The following is a 23,896-nucleotide window of genomic DNA, read 5'->3' as shown; positions in this document are numbered from 1 at the left end:
TTGATAATGAGTAAACGCGATTTAAAAAAATATCTGGCCGAATTAAACAAAGAACAACTCGAAGAACAAATTATCGAGCTGTACGAAAAATTTGCTCCGGTAAAAGTGTATTATGATTTTGTTTTTAATCCTAAAGAAGATAAACTGCTTCAGGAATCTAAGGTCAAAATATCACACGAATATTTTCCTATAAAGAAACCCAATGCAAAATGGCGTCCAAAAGCCAAAATGCGTCGTTCTGTTGCGCAAAAAATTATAAAACATTTTATAATGATAGGAGTAGACCCTTTTGTCATTGCCGATATCATGCTCTATAACATCGAAATAGCACAAACCTATTCCTCAAATAATTTTATAAAGCAGGAATTATTTTACAAAAGCATTTTAAATTCATTTGAGCAAGCAGTAAATTTTGTAATTTCTAACGGAATTTTACATGATTTTAAAGAAAGAATTATGTCAATTCAGCAAGAAACTATGCAACAAAAATGGAAAAACAAGTATGATTTTGAGGCAATTTTAGAAAAAATCGACTTATAAAGGCTTTTCTCATAAAAAATCTTATTTAAAAAAATCATTTATTTTACGTTAAAATAAGATGAATAACTGTTTTTTCGGTGTATTTTTGCAAAAATCCAAAAATAAACAATGTCTCAAAACACTTTAGAAATAGAAAGAGAAGAGAAAAAAGAACTTTATGCATACCAAAAAGGCGATATCGATGCCATTTTTGAACGTTTAGACAATGCTCCTTCGAAACATCATTTATTGTATCAATTGCCTACAGGTGGCGGAAAAACAGTGATTTTTTCCGAAATTGTACGTCGTTATTTAGCTAATAATGATAAAAAAGTGGTGGTTTTAACGCATCGTATCGAACTTTGTAAACAAACCTCAAAAATGCTTAAAGGGTTTGGCGTTTCTAATAAAATCATTAACAGTAAAGTAAAAGAATTACCTGACCAAAACGATTTTTCATGTTTCGTGGCCATGGTTGAGACGTTGAAAAACCGTATTAATGATGAGAAATTGCATCTTGACAACATTGGTTTGGTTATTATCGATGAGGCGCATTACAACTCATTCAGAAAATTATTAAACTCATTCAAAAATGCCTTTATCCTTGGGGTAACAGCAACACCATTGAGTTCGAATATAAAATTACCAATGCACCAGAGTTACGATGAACTTATTGTGGGAGACACCATTAGCTCATTAATCGACAAGGGATTCCTTGCACGTGCAACCACCTATAGTTATGATGTGGGATTAACATCATTAAAAGTAGGTATCAACGGAGATTACACCGTAAAATCATCAGATGATCTGTATACCAATACCATAATGCAGGAAAAACTTTTGCATGCGTATACAGAACGTTCGTTAGGCAAAAAGACCCTGATTTTCAATAACGGTATTCATACCTCACTATATGTATATGAAACCTTTAGAGAAGCAGGTTACGACATCAGACACCTTGATAACACAAGTAGTTCAGAGGAGCGTAAAGATATCCTGGCTTGGTTTAAAAAGACTCCGGATGCCATTTTAACATCTGTTGGAATCTTAACCACAGGTTTCGATGAACCTACAGTAGAAACTATTATACTAAACAGAGCGACAAAATCGCTTACATTATATTACCAAATGATTGGTCGTGGATCTCGTAAATTACCTGGTAAAGACGAGTTTACAGTAATCGATTTAGGAAACAATGCAGCACGTTTTGGTTTATGGAGCGAACCTGTAAACTGGCAACACATCTTTAAATCACCGGAATTTTATCTGGAAAACCTTCGTGATGATACCGAAATCGAATTGTATTTCAAATACAGTATGCCGCCGGAATTACGTGCAAAATTCGCTAAAACTGCCGATGTTACTTTTGATGTTGATGAAGAACACAAACTAATCATTAAACAAAATTTACGTTCTAAAGTAGTATTAGACAAATCGTTAGAGCAACACGCTTCAATGTGTGTTGATAATACCGAAACGCTTCAGGAAGCTAAATCATTAGGAAAAGAGCTTGACGACGATATCGATTGTCGTATCAAACGTTATTCTAAATGTTTGAGCCAATGTAGTAAAAACTACCGCGAATGGCTGGTTGACGATTACAAACTAAAACTGGTTTTACTAATAGGTAAAAAGTATCGTGAGAAAATCATGAACGAACCAGACGACGAATAATAAAGTTTTCTCAGTTTTGTCATTTCGACGAAGGAGAAATCACACTAGTATCAGACAAAGTTTGTCAAATATTGGATGTGATTTCTCCTTCGTCGAAATGATAAAAATAAAACAGAACCAAAGGTTCTAAAAAATCATTTTAATCGGAGTAATCTGTGGCAGATTCTAAAATCTAAAATCATCCCGATAGCTATCGGGACTAAACTAAAAAAACAATGTCTAAACAATTCTCATCATTAGGAATTTCAGCACCAATTTTAAAAGCTTTAAGCGAATTGAACATTGTTGAACCAACAGAAATTCAACAAAAAACAATTCCGTTATTGCTGACTGAAACCCACGATGTGGTAGGTTTAGCCAAAACCGGAACCGGTAAAACAGCCGCTTTCGGATTACCATTATTACAATTAATCGATACTAAATCACCAATTGTACAAGCTGTTATTTTGGTACCAACTAGAGAACTTGGACAACAAATTTTTAGAAACTTAGAAGATTTCGGAAAACACATTCCAAACATCTCCATCGCTTCAACTTGTGGCGGAATCCCGATAAAACCTCAAATCGAGCGTTTATCACAACCAACACATATCGTTGTTGCAACTCCGGGACGTTTAATTGATTTAATTCAGCGTAAAGCAATCGATTTAAAACAAGCACAATATTTAGTTTTAGACGAAGCCGACGAAATGGTTTCGATCCTAAAAGAAAGCTTAGACGAAATCGTAGCCGAACTTCCTAAAAAACACAGAACTTTATTGTTTTCGGCTACTTTGCCTGGAACAATCAAACAATTGATTCAGAATTACTTAAACAAAAATGTAGTTCAGGTGAGCGCCAATATGGAAACCGTTGGTAACCAAGGAATTGATCACGAATATATTGTAGTGGATCCAATTGACAAATTAGATGTTTTAATGCACTTCTTAAACTCAAGAGACGGAGAACGCGGAATCATTTTCTGCAAAACCAAAGCTGCAGTAAACAAACTGGCTAAAAACTTAGCCATTAATCGTTTTTCTTCAGGCGCATTACACGGAAGTTTATCTCAGGGAATTCGTGACAGAATCATGGAGCAATTTCGTGAAGGACACATCAATATTCTGGTTGCAACAGATTTAGCAGCAAGAGGAATCGACGTAAAAGAAATCTCTTATGTAATTAATTACCATTTACCGGATACGTACGAAAATTACGTTCACCGTAGTGGTAGAACTGCAAGGGCAGGAGCAAAGGGGCTTTCTTTAACCGTTTTGCAAGAAGAAGAAACAGCCGAAATTCCGGAATTCGAAAAAGAATTAGGAATTAAATTCACTCAATTTCAAAAACCTTCAGTTGTAAGTTTAGAAGAAAATAATACGCTTTTATGGGCAAAACAAATCTTCAAAACAAAACCCAATCACGATATTTCAGCCGATTTAAAAACGAAAGTAAAAACCGTTTTTCACCATCTTACCAAAGATGAATTGATCGAAAAATTGCTAGCCAATTACGTTTTGCAAAACAAAGTTGAAGTAACAGAAAAACCTGTTAAAAAATTCAAAAAGTAATATCCTCAATTATTACTTTTCATAGTTTCTGTTGTATTTTTATAAGGTATTCTAAACCTTAAAAAAACAACAGAAAGTTACCTATGGAAACTATTGAAATAAAAAGAATAACAGTACAAGAACTCGATCAATTGAAAGAAATTGGTCGAAAAACTTTTCATGAAACATTTTCGGAATCAAACGATGACGAAAACATGACAAAATATCTAGATGAAAAATTTTCCAGCGACAAACTAACAGAAGAACTTAACAACACTGATTCTGAATTTTATTTTGCAACGCTTGAAAATAATGTAATTGGTTATTTAAAAGTAAATTTCGGAGAATCTCAAACCGAATTAAAAGACGATACAGCACTTGAAATCGAAAGAATCTACGTTTCAAAAGAATTTCATGGAAAAAAAGTCGGACAATTACTTTATGAAAAAGCAATTCAAATTGCAAAAGACAAAGATGTTCACTACGTATGGTTAGGAGTCTGGGAAGAAAATCTAAGAGCCATCAATTTCTATACAAAAAATGGTTTTGTTGAATTTGACAAGCACATTTTTAAACTGGGTAATGACGAACAAACAGATATTATGATGAGACTAAAACTCATTAATTAATTTCCACTATAAAAAGAAAACTCAAATTGGGTTTTATATATGGAATTATAATGTTAAATTTATACAACTGCTGAAGCAGAAACAGTTTAATCACGAATCCTACTTAATAAATAATATATGAACATAGTCATCATAGGAGGTGGTTTTGCAGGTATAAATCTTGCGAAAGAGCTTGTAGACCATCCTCAAATACAAGTAACCCTTGTAGACAAAAACAATTACAATTTTTTCCCACCACTTATATATCAGGTTGCTACAGCGTTTTTAGAACCATCAAGTATCAGTTATCCTTTTAGAAAATTCTTTGCAGGCAAAAAAAATCTTCAGTTTCGTTTAGGCGAATTACTTTCTGTAGTTCCTGCCGAAAATAAAATAATCCTTAATAACGGCGAATTAACGTACGATCATTTGGTTTTTGCTACAGGAGCCGAAACCAGTTATTTTGGCATGGAAAACGTAATGAAAAACGCCATTCCGATGAAAACCTTAAATGATGCCATCGAAATGCGTAATACCTTGCTTAAAAACCTGGAGAAAGCAGCTATCACCAAAGATATTCGTAAACGTCGTAAATTATTAACGATTGTTGTTGCCGGAGGAGGACCAACAGGAGTAGAGGTTTCCGGAATGTTTGCCGAAATGCGTAAAAACATTTTATTAAAAGAATATCCGGAACTCGAAACATCAGCCAGTAATGTGTATTTGGTCGATGGGGGAGACGCACTACTCGCTCCTATGAGTAAAGCTTCGCAACAAGATACCTTAGACGCGCTAACCAAATTAGGCGTTGTAGTAAAGCTGCACACACGCGTAGTAGATTATGTAGATGATACGGTGCATTTTGAAAATGGAGAAACCATCAAAACCAAAAATTTAATTTGGGCTGCGGGAGTTTCGGCTAAAATTTTTGACGGAATCCCAAAAGAAAGTTACGCTCGCGGAAGACGTATGGCGACAGACCAATACAATAAAGTCGACGGACTTATAAATATTTACGCTATTGGCGATACAGCCATTACCGCCGGTGATAAAAATTTCCCTGACGGACATCCGCAAGTTGCTCAGGTTGCGATTCAGCAAGGTTTAAATCTGGCTAAAAACTTTAAAGCTTTAGTTCAAAATAAACCTTTAAAACCTTTTACTTATAATGACAAAGGTTCTATGGCAATTATAGGAAAAAACAAAGCCGTAGTCGATTTACCAAGTCCAAAATGGCATTTTAAAGGATTTTTTGCCTGGGTTATCTGGCTGTTTATCCACTTAATATCCCTAATTACTTATAGAAACAGATTAAATACATTCTGGAACTGGATGGTTGCTTATTTTGCCAGAGATCAGTCTTTGAGAATGATTATTAGGCCTGATAAAAGACAACAAAGTGAATAGATGAATTTTAAATTTTCAATTTTAAAAAATTCCAAATTCCAATTGAATTGTGAATATTTACATATATAGAAAAAGCCAGAATTATTAAATTCTGGCTTTTTTAGTTCATTTAGAATATATCTTAAATGCTTCAGTTTAGATCTAGTTAATAAGAAATGACTAGCTACACGAAAATATTGTTATGAAAATGATTGTTCTAGCCCTGATAGCAGAGGAAATTCTTTTGTGGCGGTGTTCGCCACAAAAGATTACTTTGTCAGTTCGCTATCGCTCGGGTGGAACGAATAGCGGGATTAGCTCCTAAAAAAATAATAGAAATATTGCGTAAAATTTGGAATTTGGGATTTAAAAAATTGAAAATTATTAATTTTTAATGCCCAACCAAAACATCATCATCTTTAGAGACTTCGACTTTTTCTTTAATAAAACGTTTTCCAATATTTAAAACAATAAAAGCAATAATGGTTGTTGATGTCATAATAACTACCATAGGCGCTACAGAATCCTTAACAAACACCCCAACAGCAAATGATGCCAAAGCTCCCAAACCAAGCTGAATTGCACCCATTAAAGCGGAAGCACTTCCGGCATTTTTAGCAAAAGGCGCCATTGTAAGTCCGGCTGTATTAGGATTTGAAATTCCCAAGCATCCTAAAAACAAGAAAAGCATTGCAATTGTTTCGTATAATCCCAGTAAATTATTTACAGCAAGTATCAGGAAAACGCTGGCAATGACAGATTGTGTAATTAATGCTCCAAAAATCATTTGCTCACTTGAAAATTTCTTCAACAAAACTGAGTTTAGCTGGCTCGATCCGATAAAACTTACCGACATAAAGGCAAAAATCCATCCGTAAGTTTTAGCGTCTACATGATAAATATCCATAAAAATTATAGGAGAGGCCGCTACGTAAGTAAATAAGCCAGAAAAAGAGATAGATCCCGTAAATGCGTAAGTGAAAAACTGAGGTTCTTTTAAAACTTTTAAAAAGTTCGAAATAATCGGTTTTGGTTTCAATGAAATCGAAGTGTCTGGTTTGTAGCTATTTGGCAAACCGACCTGGGCGGCAATTAAAATTGCAATTCCCATACACATTAAAATAAAAAATACCGTATGCCAGCCATAATCTTCGGTAACATAACCACCAATTGTTGGCGCCAACATCGGCGAAAGCCCAAGAACCAGCATCAATAAAGAAAATACTTTCGGAATATCTTTAACCGGAAATAAATCTCTAACCATTGCTACAGAAGCTACTGTCGCGGCACAACTACCAATGGCCTGGACAAATCGTAAAAGAATAAAAGAATCAATATCAGCTACATAAACACAACCTAATGAGGCTAATATGTAAACCAAAAGACCAATAAACAGAGGTTTTTTACGCCCAAAACGGTCTAATAATGGTCCGTAAAGCAATTGTCCGGCGGAAATTCCGATAAAATAACTCGATAAACTCATTGAAACTTTTGCAACAGTTGTATGTAAATCTTTAGCAATACCTGAGAAACCAGGCAAGTACATATCTATTGAAAAAGGGCCAAGTGCGGTTAGAGAACCTAAAATAAGGATGAGTTTAATGTATTTTTTTGTTGTCATTTTCTTAAAAAATTGCTTTTAATTTCCTGCAAAGGTAAATATTTAGTACCTTGTTATATAATTTAACGCGTTTTTATATAAAAACCGCGTTCGTTTTAAGCCAAAAATTGAATTTCAATAATTGATTTTCAAACTAATCCTAAAAATTAAAATTTATGAAAAATTTCTCTTTACTATTCGCTCTTATTTTTACATCAATTTCGTTTGCACAGACAATTACATCTAAAAAAGAAGATGCAAGCCCGGAGCAATACGCACTTCTTCAAAAAGTTAATCAGTATTATCCTGACATAACTTTAAACAAATCAGTTACCAATTTTTATGCTGATGGCAAAATCATCGACACTCAACAGGAATTCAATTTAGAAACTTCGAAATTTTCAAGTTATAAAATTGGAATTGAGCCAGATAACAAAAAATTATTATTTGAATATATTTCTGATGAAACTGGAAAAGTTTACGGTGATGTTACCATTTTTAAAGGAAATGCTTTGAGAACGACTTTTTCAGAGAAAAACAATGAAATTAACGTTGCATTAAACGGAAAATCTGTTTATTTGAAAAAAATAAAATAATTTAATTTTATAACGAAAAGAAAAGCATTCGCCACGGTGAATGCTTTTTTCGTTTATATTTGAAGATATTTTACAAACAAAGCCTAATTCTAATGAAAAAATTCATTCTACTGTTGCTATTTATTTCTTTTTCAGCACATTCACAAACAAATCGATTTACAGGTACATGGAGCACAGAAAATTGCAAGGATTGTAGCAAAGAATATGTTTTGACTTTAAATATAGCGCAATCTAACAGTAAAATATTTGGAACTGCAGAAATTACAAGCGCTAATGAAAAATTCGTAACCGGTGTTATGGAAGTTACCGGATATGTATATACGCTTGGTGAAAAAGCTCAAATTAGTATGAAAGCCAAAAATGGTTCTGTAAGCGCAGTACTTTATGTAAATGATGGAGTGATACAGTTTACCAAAAGAGGTGGTTCTGATTTAGTTCCGAAAGAAACGATTCTCACGAAACTATACGAATAAGGCTGGATTTACGGTGTTTTGCACCGTTTTAGGACTTATACAATTTGAACTATAATTTATATTATGTAAAATAGAATATTTCGAAACTCGCCTTTCTATTGATCTTTCTTATTTCAGTCAAATACCAAACGTTTAATCATAAATAAGTTCTTGACGATCGATTGTGCTTCTATTTCCGGACAGAAATAAAAACTCAAATGATAATAATGATTTTAAACTCCTAAAAAAGCTTTTTTAAAGCCCGTAAATCATTAAATTTTAACATTTTATTAAAATAATTACATTCTCGCAAAGATGCTTTCATTGTAAGAGTTTATTTTATTATTTTTACATTCGATACTTTAAAAAAATTATCAAACGTATGAATACAATTGCTGAGCATATTGCAGATTTTTTAAAAGAATACCCGCCATTTGATAATTTAACTTTTCAGGAATTATCTGATATTGCTACAAACATTCGTGTTATCAATTTAGAAAAACACGCTGTACTTTTTCAAATAAATGATTTACTACATGATAGCTTTTATGTAGTGGCTTCGGGTGTCATAAATTTAACAACAATTGCTGATGCCGAAGAAACGATTATAAACAAATGTCATGAAGGCGATATTTTTGGTTTACGTCCGTTTTTTGCCAAAAATAACTATATGATGACGGCAAAAGCACGTGAAGAAAGTATTATTTATGCTATTCCTATCGCTGTTTTCAGACCTTTTGTGGCTAATAATTCTGATGTTTTAAACTTTTTATTAGAGAATTTTGCTATCAATTCAAGACATGCAAAAGACAACGTAAACTCTAATGGGAAATTGATTTCTGACACTGCTTTTTATGTAGATCAACAATCAGAAATGCAATATATTCAGTCACTTGCCTATAATAATTCGCCATTAACAACAGAATCAAACAGCATTATAAAAGATGTTGCGATCCTGATGACGGAATCTATGGTAGATAATATTGTGATTTGCGAAAAAAACAATCCAATTGGTATTGTCACAAATGCTGATTTATCGTCTAAAATTGCGACAGGCCGCTATCCTATCACAGAAACGATTGATAAAATCATGTCGTCGCCGGTAGTTACCGTAATAGAAAATGTTTCTCTTGCCGAAGCGCAATTGTTAATGCTAAAAAATAATGTAACGCATTTATGTGTTACTAAAGACGGCACGAGTAAATCTGCTGTAAAAGGAATTATTTCTGAGCACGATTTAATTGTGGCTCAAGCTAGTAATCCTGGTGTTTTAATTAAAGAAATTAAACGCTCTCAGCTTCCAAAAGACTTAAAACAAATCCGTGATCGTTTGTCTGATTTAATTCAAAACTCAATTCAAAAAAACATCCCGATTTCTCATATTAGTAATATTGCCAGCGAAATCAATCTGGCGATTATAAAACGTGCTGTCGAATTGTCTATTTTAGATTTAGGCTCACCTCCTGCCCGTTTTGCATGGTTAAGTATTGGTAGTCAGGGACGAAAGGAGCAATTATTACTAACAGACCAGGATAGTATTCTTATTTTTGAAGATGTTGCGCCTGAGAAATACAGAGAAGTAAAAGATTACTTTTTAAGACTGGCTAAAAGAACTACTTCGATATTAGAAAAAGTAGGTTACGAATATTGTCCAAACGGACATATGGGAAGCAATATGTTATGGTGTAAATCATTGACAGACTGGACAAAACAATACAACAGCTGGATGAATACTCCAGGTGAAAACAGCAACGATTTAAGTAGTATTTTCTTTGATTATGAAATTGTTTTTGGAGAACCAAAAATTGAAGAAGTAATCGAAAATGTTATCTTCAAAAATGCTGTTAATAATACATTGTTCTTCGACTTTTTAGGTAATGATGCTTTAAAAAGAAATTCTCCTTTGAGTTTCTTCAAAAAATTCATTGTTGAAGAAGAAGGACCGCACAAAACAAAATTCGACATCAAAACACGTGCATTAATGCCGTTAATTGATGCTGCACGTTTGTTGATTTTAAATGCTAACATCAAAGGAATCAAAAATACCTATTTGAGATTCAAACAATTAGCAATTACAGATTCTAAAAATGCTGAAATTTACTTAAGCTGTGCCGAAGCTTTTTTAACGCTCTCAAAATTTAGAACTGTCGAAGGATTAAAGAATGACGACTCAGGACAATATATAAATTTGCGAGAAATGTCTAAAACGGACAAAGAAAAGTTAAAAAATGCCTTAACCCCAATGAAAGATCTTGAGGAACTAATTAAGAGTAAATTTCAACTTACACAATTCTCATAAATATGCTAGACTGGATTAAAAATATCAACAAAGAATATCCGGATTTCTGGAAAGAATACCTGACTAAATTCGAAACAAAACCTAATAGATTTGTGGTTTTATCTACTGAAACTTCAGGGTTAAATCCTAACAAGGATGTGATCCTGTCTTTGGGTGCTTTCTCTGTAATTGATGATGGTATTGTGATAAAAGATAATTTCGAAGCTGTTTTGCTGCAATACAAATTCTTGCAGGATAACGGACTTTCGAATGAATTTATCATCGAGAGCAAAATGCTTAAAATGCCTGAACCAGATGCGATTGAAGCATTTGTTAATTTTATTGGTAATTCTATTTTGGTAGGACATCATATTAATTTTGATATAGAGATGTTAAACGCTGCCCTAGAACGTTTGGATTGTGGAAGATTAAAAAATGAAGCATTGGATATCGATATGATGTACAGAAAATTAATGGACATCAATGATAAACAATTTTCTTTGGATGATTTAAGCGAAATTTACAAAATTCCAAAAAGTGACAGAAATTCTTCTTCAGAAGATGCGTATAAAATTGCGCTTTTGTTTTTGAAGTTAAAATCTCGATTGGGGATTAAATAGAAAAGTTAAACCATATAAGTTATATAAGGAAATTTAAGGTTAGAATTTTTACTATTATTATTTAAAGAAAATATAAGAAACCCATTTTCTATGCGGAGTTACTTGCGAAGATTTCTCCTTACGTCGAAATGATAAAAAATGCGCTAAAATCTACAATTGATTTTTACAATATAAAAAAATGCCTCTTAAAATTAAGAGGCATTTTTTATTTCTGTTTATTTCAGAATTAAGAAATTCTTTCTTTTGTAATTTCGTCTACAATTTCAGGATTCAATAAAGTTGAAATATCTCCAAAATTTGAGAAATCACCTTCGGCGATCTTACGTAAAATTCTACGCATGATTTTTCCTGAACGTGTTTTTGGTAAACCAGATACAAACTGAATTTTATCTAATTTTGCAATTGGACCAATGTGATCAGAAATATATTGATTGATCTCTTTTGTTAAGTTGGCTCTGTCTCTGTATTCTCCCGTTTCTTTTAGAATCACGAAACCGTATAAAGCATTTCCTTTAATATCGTGTGGGAATCCAACAATTGCAGATTCTGCAACTGCAGGATGCTCGTTGATAGCATCTTCGATAGGCGCTGTTCCTAAATTATGTCCTGAAACAATTACAACATCATCTACTCTACCGGTGATTCTGTAATACCCTACTTCGTCTCTTAAAGCTCCGTCTCCTGTAAAATATTTTCCAGGGAAAGCAGAGAAATAAGTGTCTTTATAACGTTGGTGATCACCCCAGATTGTTCTGGCGATTCCAGGCCAAGGGAATTTAATACATAAACTTCCCACAACTTGATTTCCTTCAATCTCATTGCGTTTTTCATCCATTAAAACAGGCTGAATTCCTGGTAATGGCAAAGTTGCATATGTTGGTTTTGTAGGTGTTACAAAAGCAATTGGTGAAATCATGATTCCGCCAGTTTCAGTTTGCCACCATGTATCTACAACAGGACATCTTTTATCTCCAACGTGGTCATTAAACCAGTGCCAAGCCTCTTCGTTGATTGGCTCTCCTACTGATCCAATTACTTTTAGCGATTTTAGAGGATATTTTTGAATATAATCTAAACTTTCTTTTGCTAACGAACGAATTGCAGTTGGCGCTGTATAAAACTGAGTTACTTTGTGTTTTTCGATAATATCCCAAAAACGGCTAAAATCCGGATAAGATGGTACACCTTCAAAAATTACCGTTGTTCCTCCATTTAATAATGGTCCGTATAATATATAAGAGTGACCAGTAATCCATCCAATATCTGCCGTACACCAGAAAATATCATTTTCTTCGTAACTGAAAACATTTTTAAAAGTATAGGCTGTATAAACCATATACCCGGCTGTAGTATGAACCATTCCTTTAGGTTTTCCTGTAGATCCTGAAGTATACAAAATAAACAATGGATCTTCTGCATCCATAATTTCGGCAACACTATTGTCTAAAGCAACATCTAATAAAGGCTGTAACCATTTGTCACGTCCTTCTTTCATTTTTACATTAGTATTGGTTCTTTTTACAACCAAAACATTAGTAACAGATGGGCAAGTATCTAATGCTTCATCTACAATTCCTTTTAAATCAATGTTTTTATTTCCTCTGTAACCTCCATCAGAAGTAATCACCATTTTGCATTCGCAATCGTTAATTCTTGCAGAAACTGCCGAAGCTGAAAATCCTGCAAAAATAACAGAGTGAATCGCTCCTATTCTGGCACAAGCTAAAACAGCAACAGCCAATTCAGGAATCATTGGTAAATAAATACAGACTCTGTCTCCTTTACGTACGCCTTGCTCACGCAAAACATTCGCCATTTTCGAAACTCTCTCGTATAATTCGTTATATGTTATATGTAAAGCACTTTCTGAAGGATCGTTCGGTTCAAAAATAATAGCCGTTTTTTCTCCTCTTTTACTTAAGTGTCTATCGATGCAATTTTTGGTAATGTTAACTTTTGCGTCAGTAAACCATTTCACTTCGGCATCAGCCATATTAAAATCAACTACTTTTTCCCAGTGTTGATACCATGTAAAATTTTCTTCAGCAATTTTCCCCCAAAACTTCCTTGGCTCCCTTATTGACTTATTGTAATGTTTAAAATATTGTTCTAAATTTTCAATTTTATAATAACTCATATGTTTTTGGAATTTTTTTATAAATGTATTAAATATCAGCGTATTCTTAAAATTATTTAATTCATAAATTATGTCTAAAAAAAACACATATTAAAAAAAATATTGTCTTTTTCTGCATATATTATAAAATTTTACTTTTTTCAACAAAAAAGCTTTTCGCAAAAAAGGCACGATAAATGAATACCATGCCTTTTTATTTTAACAATTTCAATAACAATTAATTTTGTAATTCTGTACTACAATGCGTCCTTCTATTTTGAAAATAGCAGCAGCTTTATTAATTATAATGAAAATTCAACAAGTATATTTTTTTTATAAAATATACCCCTCATTAGGGATTAGCTTCACTTAACTTACTTGCTCGCCGAAGTTAAGTGAATGCAATATGCATCTATATCCATTTTTTTTAATAAGTGCTTACTAATTCAAAATATCATACAAAACAAAGATACAGTGCAAATTCCACAACCGAATGTGCGGTAATTCCCAATTTATTATCCAATTTTTTTCATTGCTGTCATTGATTCTCTCAACCATGCTCCTACTTCTTCGATAGGATGTTGACGAATTTCTTTGTTTACAGCAATTAAAATAGCATTATCTACTCCGTTAGAAGTTGAGAATGGTTTTCCTATAATGTTAGTTTCAACAGTTTTCATGTAATCTGTCAATAACGGTTTGCAAGCATGGTCAAATAAATAACAACCATATTCTGCTGTATCCGAAATAACACGGTTCATTTCAAACAATTTCTTTCTAGCGATTGTATTTGCAATTAATGGTAATTCGTGTAATGACTCATAATAAGCTGATTCTTCGATAATTCCTGCTTCAGTCATCGTTTCGAAAGCTAATTCTACACCAGCTTTAACCATAGCAATCATTAAAACTCCATTATCAAAATATTCTTGTTCAGCAATTGGAGCATCTGTTGGAGCTGTTTTCTCAAAATTAGTTTCTCCTGTAGCAGCCCTCCAAGTCAATAAATTTTTATCGTCATTAGCCCAGTCAATCATCATTGTTCTTGAGAATTCTCCTGAAATAATATCATCCTGGTGTTTTTGGAATAAAGGACGCATGATGTCTTTTAATTCTTCAGCAATTTCGTAAGCTTCGATTTTTGCAGGATTAGATAAACGATCCATCATATTTGTGATACCACCATGTTTCAAAGCTTCTGTGATAGTTTCCCATCCGTATTGAATTAATTTTGAAGCATATGCAGGCTCGATTCCTTTTTCTACCATTTTATCAAAACATAAAATAGAACCAGTTTGCAATAATCCGCAAAGGATAGTTTGCTCCCCCATTAAATCTGATTTTACTTCAGCAACAAATGATGATTTTAAAACTCCCGCTTTGTGTCCTCCGGTTGCAACAGCATAAGCTTTTGCCTGATCTAAACCAAAACCGTTTGGGTCATTCTCCGGGTGAACAGCGATAAGTGTTGGTACACCAAATCCTCTTTTGTATTCTTCACGAACCTCAGAACCAGGACATTTAGGCGCACACATAATTACTGTAATATCTTTACGAATTTGCATTCCTTCTTCAACAATATTAAAACCGTGAGAGTAAGCTAAAGTCGAACCTTGTTTCATTAATGGCATAATGGCGGTAACTACAGCAGTATGTTGTTTATCTGGTGTTAAGTTACAAACTAGATCAGCAGTTGGAATTAATTCTTCGTAAGTACCTACTGTAAAACCGTTTTCAGTAGCATTTTTATAAGAAGCTCTTTTTTCAGCGATTGCATCTGCACGTAATGCATATGAAATATCTAATCCTGAATCTCTCATATTTAAACCCTGATTCAAACCTTGTGCACCGCAGCCTACAATGACAACTTTTTTTCCTGCTAATGCTGAAATCCCGTCTGCAAATTCAGATTGCTCCATAAATTCGCAAACTCCTAATTGTTCTAATTGTAATCTAAGTGGTAATGTATTGAAATAATTTGCCATTTTGTTTTTAATATTTAATGAATGTTGTAATTTAATAATTGATTATTATGTAACTAAGATGATACTATTTGAATGTTTCTAATAATGATGAAATCTCCATTTTTTCTTTAGAAACTGATATTCTGCCCGAACGTACAAATTGCATAATGCCGTACGGTTTAAATTTTGCATATAATTCTTCAATTTCAGAACGTCTTCCAGATTTCGAAATCACGAAGAAATCACGAGAAACAGTTACGATTGTTGCCTGGCTTTCTTTGATGATATTTTGAATTTGTTTTTCATCAAACAACAAACTTGAAGCAATTTTAAACAAAGCATTTTCTAAGTAAATAGTCTCTTCGTCTGTGTGATAAAAAGCTTTTATCACTTCTATTTGCTTCTCTATTTGCCCTACTATATTCTGAACCCATTTTTCAGTTGTGTTTACAACGATAATAAATCTTGAAACATTCTCTATTTCTGATTCTGAAACATTTAGACTTAATATATTAATGTGACGCTTTAAGAATATTCCTGATATTCTATTTAATAAACCCACGTTATTTTCTGAGTATACCGATATGGTAAATGTTTTATCTTCCATTTGTTTTTTAGTTTTATTTGTTTCAATCCCGATAGCTATCGGGACTAAAACCTGAAACTTTTTTTCTTTAGCTTAATCTAATTTCAGAAACACAAGCTCCTGTTGGAATCATTGGAAATACATTATTTTCTTTTTCGACCATAACTTCTAAGAAATAAGAATCTTTTGAGGCCATCATTTCAGCGACAGCAGCATCAAGATCTTCTCTTTGCGTTACTTTTTTAGATTTAATGTAATATCCTTCTGCGATGGCAACAAAATTTGGATTGATCATATTGGTCGAAGCATATCTGTTATCAAAAAATAACTCTTGCCACTGACGTACCATTCCTAAGAATTCATTGTTTAGGATAACAATTTTTACCGGAACTTTTGTTTGGAAAATTGTTCCCAATTCCTGAATTGTCATTTGAAAACCTCCATCACCAATAATCGCAACTACTTCACGATCCGGTCTTCCCATTTTAGCTCCAATAGAAGCCGGCAATGCAAATCCCATTGTTCCTAAACCTCCTGAAGTAATATTACTTTTGGTTTGATTAAATTTAGCATAACGGCAAGCAAACATTTGGTGTTGTCCAACATCTGAAACAATAATCGCATCACCTTTTGAGTGTTTATTGATCATTTCCATAGTTTCACCCATCGAGATCCCTTTACCATTCGTTGGGTTTAACTCTTCGTTTATAACAGATTCTACCTCTATTTTATGTAATTCTTTAAATTCATTATGCCACAAATCATGTGATTTTGCATCAATTAACGGCAATAATGCATTTAAAGCTTCTTTTACGTCTCCTAAAACCGCTACTTCGGTTTTTACGTTTTTATCGACTTCTGCAGGATCAATTTCAAAGTGAATTACTTTTGCCTGTTTCGCATAAGTACTTAATTTACCGGTAACACGATCGTCAAAACGCATACCCAACGCGATTAAAACATCGCATTCATTCGTCAGTAAATTTGGTGCATAATTTCCGTGCATTCCTAACATACCAACGTTTAACGGGTGATCTGTTGGCAAAGCCGAAAGGCCAAGGATTGTCCATCCTGCCGGAATTCCGGATTTTTCGATAAATGCTTTTAACTGTTCTTCGGCCTGACCCAAAATTATTCCCTGACCAAAAACAATAAACGGTTTTTTAGCGCTATTGATCAAAGCAGCAGCTTCGGCTACTTTGTCTAATTTTAATTTAGGAACCGGAACATAACTTCTGATCGCTGTACATTTTTCATAACTAAATTCGAACTCGTCAAACTGAGCGTTTTTAGTAATATCGATCAATACAGGCCCTGGACGTCCGGAACGTGCAATATAAAAGGCTTTTGCTATAATTTCAGGAATTTGAGAAGCCTCAGTAACCTGAAAATTCCATTTGGTAACCGGAGTCGAAATTCCGATAATATCTGTTTCCTGAAAAGCATCAGATCCTAACAAATGTCTCCCCACCTGTCCGGTAATACAAACCATTGGTGTCGAATCGATCTGAGCATCAGCAATTCCGGTGACTAAGTTTGTAGCTCCCGGCCCTGAAGTAGCAATAGCCACCCCAACTTTTCCTGTAGCTCTGGCATATCCCTGAGCTGCATGTGTTGCACCTTGTTCATGACGCACCAAAACATGGTGTAACTGGTCCTGAAATTTATATAATTCGTCGTAAACCGGCATTATGGCTCCTCCCGGATATCCATAAACTAAATCTACTCCTTCTGCTAATAAACATCTAATAACGGCTTCTGCCCCTGATATTTTCATAGTATATTGTTTTTTCAATGTCAATTTCAATATCAAAATTCAATGGCAATGGCAAAAATTAATTTTTTATGTTTTTTATTGTAATTGCTATTGACTTTTGATATTATAACTGGTATTGATTTTTGATTTTTTCTTTGTAAAATTAATTATCGGTAACGCAACCTGTAGAAGCGCTTGAAACCGATCTTGCATATTTAAGCAAAACTCCTTTTGTAACTTTTAGAGGAGGCTGAACCCAGGCTGCTTTACGAGCTGCGAATTCTTCGTCAGATATCTTCAGGTCGATTGTATTTTTTACAGCATCGATCGCGATTAAATCACCATCTTTTACTAAAGCAATACCACCACCATCATATGCTTCTGGTGTAATGTGTCCTACGACAAAGCCATGTGAACCTCCGGAGAATCTACCATCTGTGATCAATGCACAAGTGCTTCCTAATCCGGCTCCGATAATTGCAGATGTAGGCTTCAGCATTTCAGGCATTCCCGGACCACCTTTTGGTCCACAATACCTGATGACGACTACATTACCCGGTTTAATTTTTCCGGCCTCAAGACCAGGAATTACTTCAAATTCACCTTCAAATACAACAGCAGGGCCTTCGAAATATTCTCCTTCTTTTCCGCTGATTTTTGCTACAGCACCTTCAGAAGCAAGATTTCCGTATAAAACCTGAATATTTCCTGTTGGTTTCAACGCTTTTTGAATTTCATGGATTACTTCTTGTCCGTCTTGTAAATCAGGAGTAGCAGCTAAATTCTCTGCTACAGTTTTTCCTGTTACTGTTAAACAATCTCCATGAATCAATCCAACTTTTAATAAATATTTCATTACAGAAGGAATTCCTCCAACTTCATGAATATCTTCCATCATATATTTACCACTTGGCTTCATGTCTGCCAAAACTGGTGTTCTGTCATTAATTGCCTGAAAATCATCTAAAGTAATTGTAATACCAACAGAATGTGCCATTGCAATTAAATGCATTACTGCATTTGTAGAACCTCCTAAAACCGCTACAATTGTAATAGCGTTTTCGAAAGCTTTACGCGTCATGATATCTTTTGGCTTAATATCTTTTTCTAATAAAATTTTAATAGCAGCTCCGGCAGCAAGACATTCGTCTCTTTTTTCCTGACTTAAAGCAGGGTTTGAAGAACTGTATGGCAAACTCATACCCAATGCTTCAATTGCAGAAGACATTGTATTGGCAGTATACATACCACCACAAGCACCAGCTCCCGGACATGCGTTTTGAATCACGCCTTTAAAATCTTCCGGAGTAATTTCTCCTTTTACTTTTTTTCCTAAAGCTTCAAAAGCGGATACAATATTTAATGTTTCACCTTTCCATTTTCCTGAATGAATAGAACCTCCGTAAACCATCATCGCCGGGCGGTTTAATCTACCCATTGCGATTAATGCTCCCGGCATATTTTTATCACAACCAGGAATTGCAATTACACCATCGTACCATTGTGCACCTACAACTGTTTCTATAGAATCTGCAATAACATCACGGGAAACCAATGAAAAACGCATTCCTTCAGTACCATTCGAAATTCCGTCACTTACGCCAATAGTATTAAAAATAAGTCCGACCAGATTCACATCCCAAACACCCTTCTTCACATCTTTTGCTAAATCATTCAAGTGCATGTTGCAAGTATTACCATCGTAACCCATGCTCACAATACCAACTTGTGCTTTTTTCAAATCTTCTTCAGTTAAACCAATACCGTACAACATCGCTTGCGCCGCAGGTTGTGTTTGATCTTGAGTGATGGTTTTGCTGTACTTATTTAATTCCATTATTGTATTATTTTTTTTAATTTTTATTCAAAAAAAAACCTTCCAGTATTTGGAAGGTTTGTAATATAGTTTTTCAATTATATTTATACCATTCCCGATGCAGATGTGTGAATCACATTGACAACAACGACAGAAGTAATAATAATTGAGATTTGCATCATTTATTTTTTAGTGTCACAAAAGTATGAAAACTTACAGGACTAAAAAAATAAAATCTCAACATTTCACATACTTCTTGTTATTTATTTCATTATTTTAATAAAAAACCTAAACTATTGTCGATTGACCGATATGAACATTGTCATTATTAAAATATAGCAAGTCATCTTTGCTGAAAATAAAATTTGAAACAAACTCCCCTACTTCATTTGTACCGAATTTTGAATCTGGTTTTAAATCAACCGTAACTACTTTGTATTCAATTGCTTTTTCTACAGCTTTGTAAATTACATTCGCTTCTGTAAACAATCCAAAATGCTCTAACAACATTGCTGCTGATAAAATTGAAGCGATTGGATTGGCAATATTTTTTCCTTTTGCCTGTGGATAAGAACCGTGAATTGGCTCAAACAAAGCATTTTTTTCTCCTAAAGAAGCCGAAGCCAATAAACCTATAGAACCTGTAATAACGCTTGCTTCATCTGATAAAATATCTCCAAATAAATTCTCTGTTAAAATCACATCAAATTGTTTTGGATTTAAAATCAATTGCATTGCTGCATTATCCACAAATAAAAAATCTAAAGCTACATCCGGATAATTTACGCTCACCTTCTGAACGACTTTTCTCCATAATCTTGAGGTTTCCAAAACATTTGCTTTGTCTACCATTGTTAGTTTTTTACGTCGGTTTTGTGCCGATTTAAAAGCTAAATGCGCAATTCTGGTAATTTCTTCTTCTGAATATTCACATAAATCCGAGGCGTGTGTTCCTTCTTCATTTAATGTTTTAGCTCCAAAATAAGCTCCGCCAGTTAATTCTCTGAAAATAGTAAAATCAGCTCCGTCGATAATTTCTCTTTTTAAAGGAGATGCATCGATTAATGCTTTATAAGGTTTTATAGGACGAATGTTAGCAAACAACCCAAGCTCTTTACGAAGCCTTAATAATCCTTGCTCCGGACGAACTTTTGCATTTGGGTTATTGTCATATTTAGGATCTCCGATCGCGCCAAACAAAACTGCATCTGTGTTTAAACAAAGATTCAGGGTTTGCTCCGGCAACGGATTTCCTGTTTTGTCAATAGCAATTGCTCCCATGAGAGCCTCTTCAAATACAAATTCATGATTGTACACCTCACCAATAGCGTATAATGCTTTTTTGGCTTGTAAAATTACTTCTGGTCCAATTCCGTCTCCTGGTAAAACTGCTATTTTCAAATTCATAACGTCTCGTTCTTTATGTATTTAAATCCTTATTTTTTGTTTCTTTTTTGTTCTATTCTCTTTATTCTAATCTCTATTCTCTTTGTTCTATATTAACTAGCTTCTAATCAAATCACCTTCAATTTTTGAAGCTTCGATAATTTGGTGAATATCTGCATCAATTACTTCTTTTTTGATATCGGCAAATTTCAAAAACTCAACATATACAATGTCTAATTGCACTTTTGTTAATTCGTAACCTACTTTTTTAGCACGGTAAGCTAATGCTGCTCTTCCGCTTCTTGCTGTCAGGATGATAGAAGATTCATTTACACCCACATCAAGCGGATCCATGATTTCGTAAGTTGCTCTGTTTTTGATTACACCATCCTGGTGAATTCCAGAACTATGTGCAAAAGCATTTGCTCCTACAATAGCTTTATTTGGCTGAACGATCATTCCCATACTTTCAGAAACTAATCGGCTCATTTCGTTCAATTCTCTTGTATTAATGTTGGTATCAAGATTTAAGTAAGGATGTTGTTTAAAAATCATTACTACTTCTTCAAGTGCTGTGTTTCCAGCTCTTTCTCCAATACCATTAATCGTACATTCTATTTGTCTCGCTCCGTTTATAGCTCCTGCGATAGAATTTGCAGTTGCCATTCCTAAATCATTATGACAGTGACATGAAAGGATTACGTTTTCGATTCCTTTTACGTTTTCTCTTAGATATTTAATTTTTGCTCCGTATTCTTCTGGTAAGCAATATCCTGTTGTATCAGGGATATTTAATACGGTAGCACCAGATTTTATCACTTCTTCACAAACCTTAGCCAAAAAAGCGTTATCAGTTCGACCGGCATCTTCTGCGTAAAACTCAACATCTTCTACATAAGATTTTGCGTGTGATACAGCATATTTAGCTCTTGCGATAATATCTTCTCTTGTGGTATTTAATTTATGAAGTATGTGAGATTCAGATGTTCCGATTCCTGTGTGGATTCTAGGTCTTTTAGCATGTTTTAAGGCAGCTGCAGCAACATCTATGTCGTTTTTTACGGCTCTTGTTAGTCCGCAGACGGTTGCATTTTCTACAATTTTACAAATCTCAGAGACCGATAAAAAATCGCCCGGGCTTGACACAGGAAAACCTGCTTCGATAACGTCTACTCCCATTTTATCAAGTCGTTCTGCGATAACTAATTTTTGTTTAGTATCTAACTTACATCCTGGAACTTGTTCGCCGTCGCGCAAAGTGGTGTCAAAAATTTGAACTTTCTCTCTATTCATATTCATTTATTTAATGTAATTTCACATCTTGATAACAAATATATATTGTACTTCTTCAGTACGAAATTCATTTTAATGAAATTATACTGTTCATAACACAATTTATAACGTATTAAACAACTAAAAACCAATAAGTTACATTATTATATTTTACAATGGCTAACCATCAAAAAGATTTCTTATTTGTATTAATAAAATCACTTTCTAAATCCGAAAAAAGACAGTTTAAGATTTTTGCAAGCCGTTTAGAGACGAGTTCAAATACGAAATTCATCGAATTATTCAACATCTTAGATAAATCTGAACACTATGATGAAAAGCTTATTCTAAAGAGCGGCATCATAAAAAAAGTACAGCTATCTAACTTAAAATCATACTTATATAAACAAATTCTGGTAAGTATCCGACTGAATATTCCGAGTCAGAACATCCGTTATCAATTGCGTGAACAAATAGATTTTGCCGGTATCCTATATAATAAAGGTTTGTACAAACAGAGTTTGAAGATTCTGGATAAAACAAAAATCATTGCGCTCGAAAATGATGAGAAATATATGGCGTATGAAATTGTTGAATTCGAAAAACTAATCGAATCGCAATATATTACGCGAAGTATTCAGGGTCGTGCTGATGAATTGGTGATTCAGGCCAAGGAATTAAATTACCGCAATACCATTTCAAGCAAATTATCGAATTTATCACTTCAGCTTTACGGAATCATGCTAAAAACGGGTTATGTAAAGAATGATGAAGAATACAAATATATTGATGACTATTTCAACAAACATATTGCCAAGTTAGATGAGAGTAAATTTGGTTTCCGTGAGAAATATTGGTTTTATAATGCTAATTTATGGAGAAGTTTCCTGGTTCAGGATTTCTTATCCAGTTATAAATATGCTTATAAATGGGTGACTTTATTTTATGATAATCCCAATATGATTTACCAGAATCCAGTATTTTTTCTAAAAGGAAATCATTACTTTTTAGAGTCATTATATATGTTGAAATACAAATCGAATTTCAAGAAATATTTATCACTTTTGGAAGAAACAATTCAGGATGAAAAGTTTCCTGTAAATGACAACATTGCATCGCTATCATTTCTATACGTTTACAATAATAAGCTCAACCTGCACATTCTGGAAGGAACTTTTGCCGAAAGCGAATATTTAATTCCTGAAATTTTAGAGAAGATCAAAATACACAGTGAGCATCTTGATGAACATCACGAAATGTTGTTTTTCTATAAAATTGCTTCTATTTATTTTGGAAATGAAAAATACAATGAATGCATTCTTTATTTGGATAAGATCATCAATAACAAGAACTTATCAATGCGCGAAGATTTAATGTGTTTTGCGAGACTTTTGTCTTTGATTGCACATTATGAACTAGGAAAAGATTATTACTTAGAAAACCATCTTAAAAACACGTATAAGTTCTTATTGAAAATGAATGACTTACACGAAGTTCAAAAAGAGATTATTAAGTTTTTAAGAAACCTGAATAATTTTTATCCAGCTGATATTAAGAAAGAATTCAAAAAAATGCACGCTCGTTTCGTAGAGCTTGAAAAAAATACTTATGAAAAAAGAGCTTTCTTGTATCTGGATATTATTTCATGGTTGGAAAGCAAAATCGAGAATCGCAAAATTGCGGATATCATTAAGGAAAAGGCGAAATTGAATAGTCGTTAAGAGTAAAATTCCAATTT

At 33.6% G+C, this 23,896-nt stretch carries 18 protein-coding genes; 10 read left to right on the top strand and 8 right to left on the bottom strand.

Annotated features, from left to right (window positions below):
* Positions 1 to 6 precede the first annotated feature (6 nt).
* The 5 genes from L0669_RS16600 (at position 7) to L0669_RS16580 (ending at position 5,737) form a co-directional block, all read left to right on the top strand.
* Positions 7 to 540 (top strand): DUF6155 family protein, encoded by a 534-nt coding sequence (locus L0669_RS16600; protein ID WP_173972872.1) that lies wholly within the window; start codon positions 7 to 9, stop codon positions 538 to 540.
* Positions 541 to 648: 108 nt separating this feature from the next.
* Positions 649 to 2,193 (top strand): DEAD/DEAH box helicase, encoded by a 1,545-nt coding sequence (locus L0669_RS16595; RefSeq protein ID WP_173972871.1) that lies wholly within the window; start codon positions 649 to 651, stop codon positions 2,191 to 2,193.
* A 215-nt stretch (positions 2,194 to 2,408) separates the two neighbouring features.
* Entirely contained in the window at positions 2,409 to 3,743 is a 1,335-nt protein-coding gene (locus tag L0669_RS16590; protein WP_263758891.1) for a DEAD/DEAH box helicase, read from the top strand.
* Between the two features lie 83 nt (positions 3,744 to 3,826).
* Positions 3,827 to 4,351, top strand: a complete 525-nt coding sequence (locus L0669_RS16585; RefSeq protein ID WP_263758889.1) for a GNAT family N-acetyltransferase — start codon at positions 3,827 to 3,829, stop codon at positions 4,349 to 4,351.
* A 117-nt stretch (positions 4,352 to 4,468) separates the two neighbouring features.
* Positions 4,469 to 5,737, top strand: coding sequence for an NAD(P)/FAD-dependent oxidoreductase (locus L0669_RS16580; RefSeq protein WP_263758887.1), 1,269 nt, complete (start codon positions 4,469 to 4,471; stop codon positions 5,735 to 5,737).
* 370 nt (positions 5,738 to 6,107) lie between these two features.
* Here L0669_RS16580 and L0669_RS16575 read toward each other — a convergent pair whose 3' ends face one another.
* Entirely contained in the window at positions 6,108 to 7,337 is a 1,230-nt protein-coding gene (locus tag L0669_RS16575) for a multidrug effflux MFS transporter (RefSeq protein ID WP_263758885.1), read from the bottom strand.
* A 155-nt stretch (positions 7,338 to 7,492) separates the two neighbouring features.
* Here L0669_RS16575 and L0669_RS16570 point away from each other — a divergent pair, with 155 nt between their 5' ends.
* The 4 genes from L0669_RS16570 to L0669_RS16555 all read left to right on the top strand — a co-directional run bounded on the left by L0669_RS16570 (position 7,493) and on the right by L0669_RS16555 (position 11,262).
* Positions 7,493 to 7,912: a hypothetical protein gene (locus tag L0669_RS16570; RefSeq protein WP_173972867.1), complete on the top strand. Its 420-nt coding sequence runs from the start codon at positions 7,493 to 7,495 to the stop codon at positions 7,910 to 7,912.
* Positions 7,913 to 8,004: 92 nt separating this feature from the next.
* Entirely contained in the window at positions 8,005 to 8,385 is a 381-nt protein-coding gene (locus tag L0669_RS16565; protein WP_263758883.1) for a hypothetical protein, read from the top strand.
* A 361-nt stretch (positions 8,386 to 8,746) separates the two neighbouring features.
* Entirely contained in the window at positions 8,747 to 10,663 is a 1,917-nt protein-coding gene (locus L0669_RS16560; protein ID WP_173972865.1) for a DUF294 nucleotidyltransferase-like domain-containing protein, read from the top strand.
* Between the two features lie 2 nt (positions 10,664 to 10,665).
* Positions 10,666 to 11,262 (top strand): 3'-5' exonuclease, encoded by a 597-nt coding sequence (locus L0669_RS16555; protein WP_173972864.1) that lies wholly within the window; start codon positions 10,666 to 10,668, stop codon positions 11,260 to 11,262.
* 226 nt (positions 11,263 to 11,488) lie between these two features.
* On the opposite strand, the gene acs is transcribed toward L0669_RS16555, so the two are convergent.
* From acs to L0669_RS16520, 7 genes are all read right to left on the bottom strand, one after another.
* Positions 11,489 to 13,399, bottom strand: coding sequence for an acetate--CoA ligase (gene acs, locus L0669_RS16550; RefSeq protein WP_263758882.1), 1,911 nt, complete (start codon positions 13,397 to 13,399; stop codon positions 11,489 to 11,491).
* A gap of 494 nt (positions 13,400 to 13,893) precedes the next feature.
* Entirely contained in the window at positions 13,894 to 15,363 is a 1,470-nt protein-coding gene (gene ilvC, locus L0669_RS16545; protein ID WP_173972252.1) for a ketol-acid reductoisomerase, read from the bottom strand.
* A gap of 64 nt (positions 15,364 to 15,427) precedes the next feature.
* Positions 15,428 to 15,949: an acetolactate synthase small subunit gene (ilvN, locus tag L0669_RS16540; protein ID WP_173972251.1), complete on the bottom strand. Its 522-nt coding sequence runs from the start codon at positions 15,947 to 15,949 to the stop codon at positions 15,428 to 15,430.
* Between the two features lie 67 nt (positions 15,950 to 16,016).
* The gene (gene ilvB, locus L0669_RS16535; RefSeq protein WP_263758881.1) at positions 16,017 to 17,705 is read right to left on the bottom strand and encodes a biosynthetic-type acetolactate synthase large subunit; all 1,689 of its coding nucleotides are present in this window, start codon (positions 17,703 to 17,705) and stop codon (positions 16,017 to 16,019) included.
* Between the two features lie 142 nt (positions 17,706 to 17,847).
* Positions 17,848 to 19,521: a dihydroxy-acid dehydratase gene (ilvD, locus tag L0669_RS16530; protein ID WP_173972247.1), complete on the bottom strand. Its 1,674-nt coding sequence runs from the start codon at positions 19,519 to 19,521 to the stop codon at positions 17,848 to 17,850.
* Positions 19,522 to 19,788: 267 nt separating this feature from the next.
* Positions 19,789 to 20,907: a 3-isopropylmalate dehydrogenase gene (gene leuB / locus L0669_RS16525; protein ID WP_263758880.1), complete on the bottom strand. Its 1,119-nt coding sequence runs from the start codon at positions 20,905 to 20,907 to the stop codon at positions 19,789 to 19,791.
* A 96-nt stretch (positions 20,908 to 21,003) separates the two neighbouring features.
* Entirely contained in the window at positions 21,004 to 22,179 is a 1,176-nt protein-coding gene (locus L0669_RS16520; protein WP_173972243.1) for a 2-isopropylmalate synthase, read from the bottom strand.
* 155 nt (positions 22,180 to 22,334) lie between these two features.
* On the opposite strand from L0669_RS16520, the gene L0669_RS16515 reads away from it, so the two are divergent.
* Entirely contained in the window at positions 22,335 to 23,879 is a 1,545-nt protein-coding gene (locus L0669_RS16515; protein ID WP_263758879.1) for a hypothetical protein, read from the top strand.
* Positions 23,880 to 23,896: the final 17 nt, after the last annotated feature.

The sequence above is a fragment of the Flavobacterium bizetiae genome, from assembly GCF_024271895.1.
GTDB lineage: Bacteria > Bacteroidota > Bacteroidia > Flavobacteriales > Flavobacteriaceae > Flavobacterium > Flavobacterium bizetiae.
Note: the sequence above shows the minus strand (reverse complement) of the source record. Positions and strands in the feature narration are given on the sequence as shown.